The 9,140-nt window shown below is 66.8% G+C and carries 7 protein-coding genes and 2 pseudogenes; 7 read left to right on the top strand and 2 right to left on the bottom strand.

The features are described from left to right. Nucleotides 1-374 precede the first annotated feature (374 nt). Entirely contained in the window at nt 375-794 is a 420-nt protein-coding gene (locus KBB57_RS19535) for an acyl-CoA transferase (protein WP_290753963.1), read from the top strand. Nucleotides 795-818: 24 nt separating this feature from the next. Further along, a pseudogene (locus KBB57_RS19540) lies at nt 819-1,238 on the top strand (phage tail tube protein); the annotation flags it as partial. Nucleotides 1,239-1,487: 249 nt separating this feature from the next. On the opposite strand, the gene KBB57_RS19545 reads toward KBB57_RS19540, so the two are convergent. Continuing rightward, nucleotides 1,488-2,507: an AraC family transcriptional regulator gene (locus tag KBB57_RS19545; RefSeq protein ID WP_290753966.1), complete on the bottom strand. Its 1,020-nt coding sequence runs from the start codon at nt 2,505-2,507 to the stop codon at nt 1,488-1,490. 136 nt (nt 2,508-2,643) lie between these two features. On the opposite strand from KBB57_RS19545, the gene KBB57_RS19550 reads away from it, so the two are divergent. The 5 genes from KBB57_RS19550 (at nt 2,644) to KBB57_RS19570 (ending at nt 8,960) form a co-directional block, all read left to right on the top strand. After that, nucleotides 2,644-4,047, top strand: a complete 1,404-nt coding sequence (locus KBB57_RS19550; protein WP_290753969.1) for a TIGR00366 family protein — start codon at nt 2,644-2,646, stop codon at nt 4,045-4,047. A gap of 52 nt (nt 4,048-4,099) precedes the next feature. Then, the gene (locus tag KBB57_RS19555) at nt 4,100-5,143 is read left to right on the top strand and encodes a ketopantoate reductase family protein (protein WP_290753971.1); all 1,044 of its coding nucleotides are present in this window, start codon (nt 4,100-4,102) and stop codon (nt 5,141-5,143) included. A gap of 15 nt (nt 5,144-5,158) precedes the next feature. Then, a complete protein-coding gene (locus KBB57_RS19560; protein ID WP_290753973.1) occupies nt 5,159-6,091 on the top strand; it encodes a 3-keto-5-aminohexanoate cleavage protein in 933 nt (310 codons plus the stop codon). Between the two features lie 119 nt (nt 6,092-6,210). Continuing rightward, nucleotides 6,211-6,993 carry a 3-hydroxybutyrate dehydrogenase gene (locus KBB57_RS19565; RefSeq protein WP_290753974.1) on the top strand — a complete coding sequence of 261 codons (783 nt, stop codon included), beginning with the start codon at nt 6,211-6,213 and terminating at the stop codon, nt 6,991-6,993. A 29-nt stretch (nt 6,994-7,022) separates the two neighbouring features. Then, nucleotides 7,023-8,960 carry an acyl CoA:acetate/3-ketoacid CoA transferase gene (locus tag KBB57_RS19570; RefSeq protein WP_290753977.1) on the top strand — a complete coding sequence of 646 codons (1,938 nt, stop codon included), beginning with the start codon at nt 7,023-7,025 and terminating at the stop codon, nt 8,958-8,960. Between the two features lie 75 nt (nt 8,961-9,035). Here the strand turns inward: KBB57_RS19570 and KBB57_RS19575 are convergent. Beyond that, nucleotides 9,036-9,140: pseudogene (locus KBB57_RS19575) on the bottom strand (IS5/IS1182 family transposase); the annotation flags it as partial.

A 9,140-nucleotide genomic window follows, 5' to 3' on the forward strand; every position in this document is an offset into this window, starting at 1 on the left:
AATGATCTTGGCGCGAGTGCTTTGCCTGATAGGGCCAGACCAGACCACATGCTCGTCCCGATGGCCCAGATTGTGTTTGCCAGCGAGCTGACGGCGACATTGGGTTTCTCAGTAGTAGCGTGCTCTGCATCCATGTGGTGCTCCTTTCCATTCGTTGTTGATAGCGCAACGGCGTAAGCCAAAGCCCAAAGGGCGATGAAGGTTAGAAGGCCACCGAGACAGAGCAGATGAAGGGGAATCGAACCCCAACCCACCAGACCTACCAGGCAAAGCACTCGTATCTATCGAAATGGTATTTCCCAACCTGCCGTTCAAGATGCCTCGAAACGCGACGAATATGGCGTTCGGCTTAAAGGATGGAAGCTGAACAGAAGATGCCCACAACTCGTGAAACCATCCTCGCCGCGCTGCACACGCGGCTCTCGGTGCTGCCAGCGACCACGCTCCGCGGCGACGTGCTGCCCGAGCGCGTCCCGGCCGAAGGGCTGCTGATCCTGCGCGATGGCGAGCCGGGGGAGCCGGAGGTGACGCTGTCGCCCCTGCGCTACCACTACCAGCACCGCGCCGAGATCGAGGCGGTCGTTCAGGGCACTGATCGTGACGCCGCCTTCGACACGCTGATCGCCAGCATCGGCGCGGCGCTCGCCGCCGACCGCACGCTGGGCGGGCTCTGCGACTGGGTCGAGGCGGAAGCTCCGCGCCCGGTCGATCTGCCCGTCGAGGGCGCGGCCAGCCTCAAGGCCGCCGTCATCCCGGTGGTCATGCACTATTCCACGGCCGATCCGCTCGGCTGATCCCGACAACCCGAGGAGAACACCATGGCACGAGCCCAGGGGGCGCGGGCGCTGATGGCGCTTGCGTTCGAGACGACCTATGGAACGCCGCCCGCCAGCGGCTACACCCGCTTGCCCTTCGCCAGCACCTCGCTTGGCGCGGAGCAGCCGCTGCTGAACTCGGAGTTGCTGGGCTACGGCCGCGATCCGCTGGCGCCGATCAAGGACGCGGTGACGGCCGACGGCGATGTCGTGGTGCCACTCGACGCCGAGGCCTTGGGGTTCTGGCTGAAGGCGGCGTTCGGGACACCCACGACCACGGGCGCGGAAGCTCCCTACACCCACGAGTTCCAGTCCGGGTCTTGGACGCTGCCCAGCATGTCGATCGAGACCGGCATGCCCGAGGTCCCGCGGTACGCGATGTACTCGGGCTGCGTGCTCGACCAGATCACCTGGCAGATGCAGCCGGCAACATCGTCGCGCACGAGCGCGGGGCATACTATCTCCCAGGATGCAACCGGCCAGATCCGCGCGGAAATAGAGCGCAGGTCTGGGCGTGGGCGGGAGGTCAAGCCCAGCACCGTGCGCCTCCTCACCGAGGTCGATCGAGGCTTCCAGCGCCGCTATATCTCGGTCGAGCGCATGGAGATCCTCGAGTAGGCTCTGCCCGGAAGCTGCCTGTGCCGCCGACGGCCACGATACGCGACGCGAGCACTACCGTCGCAGCTGGCCGGGGCCCTTTCCCGTCCAACGCTTCAGCGCCCGCCGAAAGCTGGCATCGTCACTGAATCCCAGCAGCATTGCAATGTCGAGGGTGCTCATCCGCGTCGTCTTCAGGTACTCGCGCGCGAGCGAGGATCGGACATCGTCCACGATGGCCCGGAACGACGTTCCCTCGTCCTCGAGGTGACGCCGCAGCGTTCGCGTGGTCATGCTCAGCGTTTCCGCGACGGCTTCCATGGTCGGGAAGTCGCCGGGATGGTCCATCAGCGCCCGATAGACATAGCCGGTTGTGCCGGCGGAGGTCTTGTCGTGCCCGATGAGCCGGTCGCAGGTCTCCTGCAGCAGGACAGCCGTCAGCCGGTGCGCCATCTGCGGCTTATGGTCGAGCAGCGACGCGTCGTAGACGAGCTCGAACTGCGGCTGGTCGAAGTGGCACGGGCACCTCAGGTACCGCGCATAGATGTCGGCATGCGCAGGCGCCGGATAGGCGAAGCACGCCTTGCGCGGCGGGCAGCTCCGGCCGGCCACGTCCTCGAGGTGGGTGACGTGCAGGCTGAATTGCTGCTCTATCAGGAACCGGCGCAGCATCTGCGACGGATTCGCGACGAAGGCGTCTGGGAACGTCCAGACGACGGTCTCGGAATCTTCCGACCAGTCGATCGACAGGGGCGGCGTCGCCAGCCGGCGGTACTTCACGGCGAGCCTGAAATACTCACGCAACGTCAGGCACGACAGCAGCGCATAGCCGTACATGCCGTAGGCCGACACATGCAGACGCGACCCGACCTCGAAGGACGTGGTGGGATCGTGGCTCAACGACACGGCATTCATGCAGACGATCATGTACTGCCGCACCGAGGTCAGGGCGTGAGGGTCTTCGAGATCGGCGACACCGACCCCGCTGCCCCGCAGGCTCTCTTCTGGGGGAATGCCCTGCTCGGCGAGCACTTCGACCAGCGCTCCGATCTTGTAGGGGGCGTAGAGGCGATCGTCGGGAGACGGCAGCGACAAGGATGGCCTCCACAATGTCCCTTTCGAACATCTTAATGTCCGAAGCTGCACTTATGCCGATGCGCCTACATAGCTACCGTCCCGGCTGCGATCAATGGCGCCGTGGCGGCGCCCACAAGAGCAAGTGGGGGTAGACATGGACGTTGGGGGCAGCCCAAGCGCCGGCCGTGGCAAGAGTTCCGATAATTCCTCGCCAAACCGCAGCATAGCCGACAAATTCACCGAATGGAGCCTCAACTGGGTTCCGGAGCCGATGGTCTTCGTCACCTGTCTGACGATGATCGTGTACTTGGCGGCGCTGCTGCTGACCGACCATGGCCCGCTCCAGCTCATCGACGACTATGCCCAGGGCTTCTGGGTCCTCCTGACCTTCGCGATGCAGTTGACCGTGATGATGATCACGGGCTTCGTCGTGGCCGACTCGAAGTCGGTCAGGCGAGTCATCGAAAAGATCATCGGCCTGACCTCCGGGCCGAAGTCGACGCTCCTCGTCTTCTGCATGATCGTCGGGGCGGCGAGCTGGCTGCACTGGGCCGCCGGCATGATGATCGCCATCGTCATGGGCAAGGAAGTGGCGGTGCGCAAGCGCGGGATCGGCCTGCACTACCCGATCCTCGTCGCCGCCTCGTACTCGATGATGCTGATCATGGCGAACGGACCGTCGCAGTCGGCGCCGCTCCTCGCCGCGACGCCCGGCAACTTCCTCGAGGAGACGCTCGGCGGCCTGATCCCGCTGACGCAGACCGCGCTGTCGAACTTCCTGCTCGTCCTGGTGTTCTTCGAGTTCATCACGATCCCGCTCATCCTGATTTACATGATGCCGTCCAAGGAGCGGGCGATCGAGATCAGCGACGAGCACTACAAGGAGTTCAGCTACGTCGCGCCCGAGGAGGTGGTCAGCGACCTCAGGCCTGCCGAGCGCTGGGAGCGGTCGCGCATCCTGCTGACGGTCCTCGGCGCGGGCATGCTGATCTGGGTCGCCCAGTTCCTCGGCAAGAACGGCCTCGGCAAGATCGACCTCAACGTCCTGAACTTCACCCTGTTCGGGCTCGGGCTGGCGCTGCACGGCTCGCCGTTCAACTTCGTCCGCGCCGTCCGGAACGGGATCGGCACGACTTACGGCGTCATCATCCAGTTCCCGATGTATGCCGGCATATTCGGGATCATCGTCCACTCCGGCCTGTCGCACATCATCACCGACTGGTTCCTGTCGATCTCGACGCCGCGGACCTACTCGTGGATCGTGATGGTCTACACCGCGATCATGGACTTCTTCGTGCCCTCGGGCGGGTCCAAGTTCGCGATCGAGGCGCCGTTCATCGTCCCCGCCGGCCAGCAACTCGGGATCGACACGCCGCACATCATCAACGCCTACAGCACCGGCGGGCAGCTCGCGAACCTGATCCAGCCGTTCTGGGCGCTGCCCTTCATCGCGGCCTACAAGATCCGGTTCCAGGCGATCCTGCCGTATACCTTCGTCATCTTCCTCTACACCTTCACGGTCGGAAGCATCGCCTTCCTCCTGTTCCCGCACGGGTAACGAGACCGGCGCGAACGTAGACAACCAACCGATTTTCCGGGGAGGAAACACCATGCGAGCGGCAATCATCGGAGCCGGGTCCCTCGGCACCATCATCGGCGCGCTGATGACCAAGGGCGGCAAGCCCGTCGATCTGATCGACACCAACCGGGAGCACGTCGACGCGCTCAACCGCGACGGCGCCCGGGTCACCGGCCAGATGGACCTGCTGGCGCCGGTCACGGCGCTGACGCCCGACGAGATGACGGGCCAGTACGACCTCGTCTTCCTGCTCAGCAAGCAGACCGCCAACCAGGCCGTGCTGTCGAACTTGCTGCCGTTCCTGCACGACGAGAGCATCGTCTGCACGCTGCAGAACGGCATCCCGGAGCCCTCGGTCGCGGCGGTGGTCGGGCAGTCGCGCACCATCGGCGGCGCCGTCGGTTTCGGCGCCACCTGGATCGGGCCGGGCGTCTCGAGCCTGACCACCACGGCCGAGGCGGTGAAGAGGTTCGCCTTCGAGATCGGCGAGATGGACGGGGTGATGCGTCCCCGCCTCGAGACGGTGCAGAGCTATCTCGGCTGCGTCGGCCGGACGGAGATCCTCGACGACCTGATGGGCGTCCGCTGGTCCAAGGTGCTGATGAACGCGACCTTCAGCGGCATGTCCGCCGCGCTCGGCTGCACCTTCGGCGACGTGATGGACGACCGGCGGTCGCTCCTCTGCGTCGTCTTCATCGCCGACGAGACGGTGCGCGCCGCCCATGCCGCGGGGCACCGCATGGCCCACATGCAGGGCGAGGACTTCGAGAAGTTCCTGCTCTCCTCGCCGGAAGCGGCGCCCGAGGTGCTGCCGATGATCAAGAAGATCTGGACCCAGCACCGCCAGCTGCGCGCCTCGATGCTGCAGGATCTGGAGAAGGGCCGCGACACCGAGATCAACTTCATCAACGGCATCGTCTGCAGGACCGGTCGCGAGCATGGTGTCGCGACCCCCTTCAACGACCGCGTGGTCGAGCTCGTCAGCGAGGCGCAGGGCGCCCGCAGCGTCCCCGACTTCTCGAACCTCGTGCGCTTCGACGATCTCCTGCGCCCCCACATGGCGCTGCTTGACTGAATTGGGGAGGAAACAATGGCAAAGAAGCAACCCGTCGTCATCACCTGCGCCATCACCGGGGCGATCCACACGCCGACCATGTCGGATGCGCTGCCCTACACGCCGGACGACATCGCCGGGCAGGCGATCGCAGCGGCCGAGGCCGGGGCGGCGATCCTGCACCTGCACGCCCGCCGCCCGAACGACGGCGGCGTGACCATCGACCCCGACGCCTTCGCGACCTTCCTGCCGCGGATCAAGCAGTCGACGAATGCGGTCGTGAACATCTCGACCGGCGGCAGCCTGACCAACACCATCGACGAGCGCATCGCCCCGGCGCTGCGCTTCTCGCCGGAGATGTGCTCGCTCAACATGGGCTCGATGAACTTCAGCTTCCACCCGCTGGCCAAGCGCTACGACACGTGGAAGTTCCCGTGGGAGAAGGACTACGTCGCCAAGTCGGACGGCAACATCTTCCGCAACACCTTCGCGGACATCGAGAACGCCGCCAACCAGCTCGCGCCCCACGACATCAAGTTCGAGCACGAGTGCTACGACGTGGGCCACCTCTACAACCTGCGCTTCTGCATGGACATCGGCCTCTTCAAGGCGCCGGTCTTCATCCAGTTCATCTTCGGCATCCTCGGCGGCATCGGCCCGGACATCGACAACCTCGTCTTCATGAAGCGCACCGCCGACCGGCTGTTCGGCGACGACTACCGCTGGTCGGTGCTCGGCGCGGGCGGGGCGCAGATGCCCTTCGCCACCATCGCGAGCCAGATGGGCGGCAACGTCCGCGTCGGACTGGAGGACAGCCTGCTGATCTCGCGCGGCAAGCTCGCCGAGAGCAACGCACAGCAGGTGACGAAGATCCGCCGGATCATCGAGGACCTGGGCGCGCAAATCGCGACCCCGGACGAGGCGCGCGAGATTCTCGGCCTCAAGGGAGGCGACCGGGTCAGCTTCTGACGCCGGCGATGACCCGCACCTGCGCCGGACAATCGTCTGGCGCCCGATCCTCTGCGACCCGAGTCGGGATTCCCCGACCGGGCGGCCGCGGCCATTTGCTCCCACGTAAGAGGAAAGCGATGAGTTTGAAGGGCAAGACGGCGATCGTCACCGGCTCGACGTCCGGCATCGGCCTTGGACTGGCGCGGGGGTTCGCCGCGGCGGGCGCGAACGTCGTGCTGAACGGCTTCGGCGACCGGAAGGAGATCGAGGCGACCAGGGCGGAGCTGGAGGCTGCCGGCGCGACCGTGGTCTACGACGGCGCCGACATGACCCGGCCCGACGAGATCGCCCGGATGGTCGAGGCGGCCGAGCAGCGCTTCGGCGCGGTGGACATCCTCGTCAACAACGCCGGCGTGCAGACGGTGGCTCCGGTCGAGGAGTTCCCGCTCGATCGCTGGGATTTGATCATCGCTATCAACATGAGCTCGGCCTTCCACGCGACGCGCGCCGCCGTGCAGGGCATGAAGAAGCGCGGCTGGGGCCGGATCATCAACATCGCCTCGGCGCACGGCCTCGTCGCGTCGCCGTTCAAGTCCGCCTACGTCACCGCCAAGCACGGGATCGTCGGCTTCACCAAGACGGTGGCGCTGGAGACCGCCGAGAACGGGATCACCTGCAACGCCATCTGTCCCGGCTACGTCCTGACACCGCTGGTGGAGAAGCAGATCCCCGACACCGCCAAGGCCCGCGGCATGACCGAGGACCAGGTCAAGCGCGACGTGCTGCTCGCGGCGCAGTGGACCAAGAAGTTCGTGACGGTCGAGCAGCTGGCTGGCGTTGCGCTTTTCCTCTGTTCGGATATCGCCGAGAACATCACCGGCGTCGCCCTGCCGGTGGATGGCGGGTGGATCGCCGCCTGACGGGGCGAGCCTGGCCGTAGGGGGAACCGATGCGACAGAAGCTTGTCTCCGCCCGCGAAGCCGCCGACCTGATCAAGGACGGCGACACGCTCACCACCTCCGGCTTCGTCGGCATCGGCGTGCCGGACGCGCTGCTCGGCGCCATCGAGGAGCGGTTCCTGGAGACCGGCTCCCCGCGCAACCTGACGCTGGTCTTCGCCGCGGGCCAGGGCGACGGCAAGGAGCGCGGGCTGAACCGGCTCGGCCATGACGGGCTGCTGCGCCGGGTGGTCGGCGGCCACTGGGGGCTGATCCCGAAGATCGGCGCGCTCGCCACCGGCGGCCGGATCGAGGCCTACAACCTGCCCCAGGGCTGCATCAGCCAGCTCTACCGCGACATCGCCGCCGGCCGGCCGGGATTGATGACCCGGGTCGGACTGGAGACCTTCGTCGATCCCCGCAACGGCGGCGGCCGCATCAACGACCAGACCACCGAGGAGATCGTCGAGCTGGTCGAGTTCGCCGGCGCCGAGCAGCTCTACTATCATGCGCCCAAGCTGACCGTCGCGTTGCTGCGCGGCACGACGGCGGACGAGCAGGGCAATGTCGCCATGGAGCGCGAGGCCCTCGTGCTCGACAACCTCGCCCAGGCGATGGCGGTCCGCAACAGCGGCGGCATCGTCATCGTGCAGGTGGAGCGGATGGCCGCCGCGGGCGCATTGTCCGCCCGGGAGGTGGTGATCCCCGGCATCCTCGTCGACGCCGTGGTGCTGGCGGAGCCCGACCTGCACCTCCAGACCTACGCCACCGCCTTCAGCCACGGCTTCACCAACCGCGTCCGCAGCCCGGCCGGGGCGATCCCGCCGATGCCGCTCGACGCGCGCAAGGTGATCGCCCGGCGCTGCGCCTTCGAGCTGCCGGTGAACGGCGTGGTCAATCTCGGCATCGGCATGCCCGAGGGCGTCGCCGCCGTCGCCGCCGAGGAGGGCCTCCTCCAGCACCTGACCCTGACCACCGAGCCGGGCGTCATCGGCGGCCAGCCCGCCTCGGGCCTCGACTTCGGGGCGGCGGTGAACATCGACGCCCTGATCCCGCAGAACAGCCAGTTCGACTTCTACGAGGGCGGCGGGCTCGACATGACCTGCCTCGGCCTCGCCGAGGCCGACCGCGTCGGCAACGTCAACGTCTCCCGCTTCGGCCCGAAGCTCGCCGGCGCGGGCGGGTTCATCAACATCTCGCAGAGCGCCCGCAGCGTGGTTTTCGCCGGGACCTTCACCGCCGGCGGCCTCCAGGCGATCGTCGGCGACGGCGGCATCCGGATCGAGCAGGAGGGCCGGGCGGTCAAGCTGCGCGAGGCGGTGGAGCAGGTGACCTTCTCCGGCGCCCGGGCCGCCCGGCTCGGCCAGCCGGTGCTCTACGTCACCGAGCGCTGCGTCTTCGAGCTGACCCGGGACGGGCTCGCCCTCACCGAGATCGCGCCCGGCATCGACCTCGACCGCGACATCCTGGCGAACATGGCGTTCCGCCCGGCGATCGGCGATCTGCGCGAGATGGACGGCCGCATCTTCCGCCCCGAGCCGATGGACCTGCGCCGCGACCTGCTGCATCTCGACCTTCCCGAGCGCATCGCGCTCGATCCCGAAAGCGGGCGGCTCTTCGTCAACTTCGAGAAGATGCGGGTGCGCGACCTCGACGACATCGAGCAGATCCGCGCCCGGGTCGAGCGCCTCTGCGCGCCGCTCGGGCGCCGGGTGGACGTGATCGTCAACTACGACTGGTTCCGGCTCGAGGAGGACGTCGCCGCCGACTATGCGCGGATGGTCGCGGACCTCGAGGAGCGCTTCTACCGCAAGGTGACGCGCTACTCCGGCTCCGCCTTCCTGCGCATGAAGCTCGGCGAGACGCTCCATGGCGGCGCGACGCATCTGCTGGAGAGCCGCGACCAGGCGCAGGCGTTCCTGGACCGAGCCGAGCACAATGCCGCCTAAACCCCTGAGCGCCCGTCTGCGGGTGGGTTGAGCATTCTCGCTTCCACTCCGCGCCCAGCTAGGGCCTTTTGAGATTCACCGGGTGTTGAGGACAGTTGCTGTGGCGTAGATCATGGCGGCGAAGCTTTCGTCGGTCTTGCATGCGCGGAGGGCGATCCGTTTGAAGTCCATGAGCTTGCA

This window comes from Amaricoccus sp. (genome assembly GCF_017993425.1).
In the GTDB taxonomy this organism is placed as follows: Bacteria; Pseudomonadota; Alphaproteobacteria; order Rhodobacterales; family Rhodobacteraceae; genus Amaricoccus.

Excerpts from the sequence above, each read along its gene's own strand:
- KBB57_RS19535 (WP_290753963.1), top strand. The coding sequence starts at position 375 with ATGCCCACAACTCGTGAAACCATCCTCGCCGCGCTGCACACGCGGCTC.
- KBB57_RS19550 (WP_290753969.1), top strand. The coding sequence starts at position 2,644 with ATGGACGTTGGGGGCAGCCCAAGCGCCGGCCGTGGCAAGAGTTCCGAT.
- KBB57_RS19555 (WP_290753971.1), top strand. The coding sequence starts at position 4,100 with ATGCGAGCGGCAATCATCGGAGCCGGGTCCCTCGGCACCATCATCGGC.
- KBB57_RS19560 (WP_290753973.1), top strand. The coding sequence starts at position 5,159 with ATGGCAAAGAAGCAACCCGTCGTCATCACCTGCGCCATCACCGGGGCG.
- KBB57_RS19565 (WP_290753974.1), top strand. The coding sequence starts at position 6,211 with ATGAGTTTGAAGGGCAAGACGGCGATCGTCACCGGCTCGACGTCCGGC.
- KBB57_RS19570 (WP_290753977.1), top strand. The coding sequence starts at position 7,023 with ATGCGACAGAAGCTTGTCTCCGCCCGCGAAGCCGCCGACCTGATCAAG.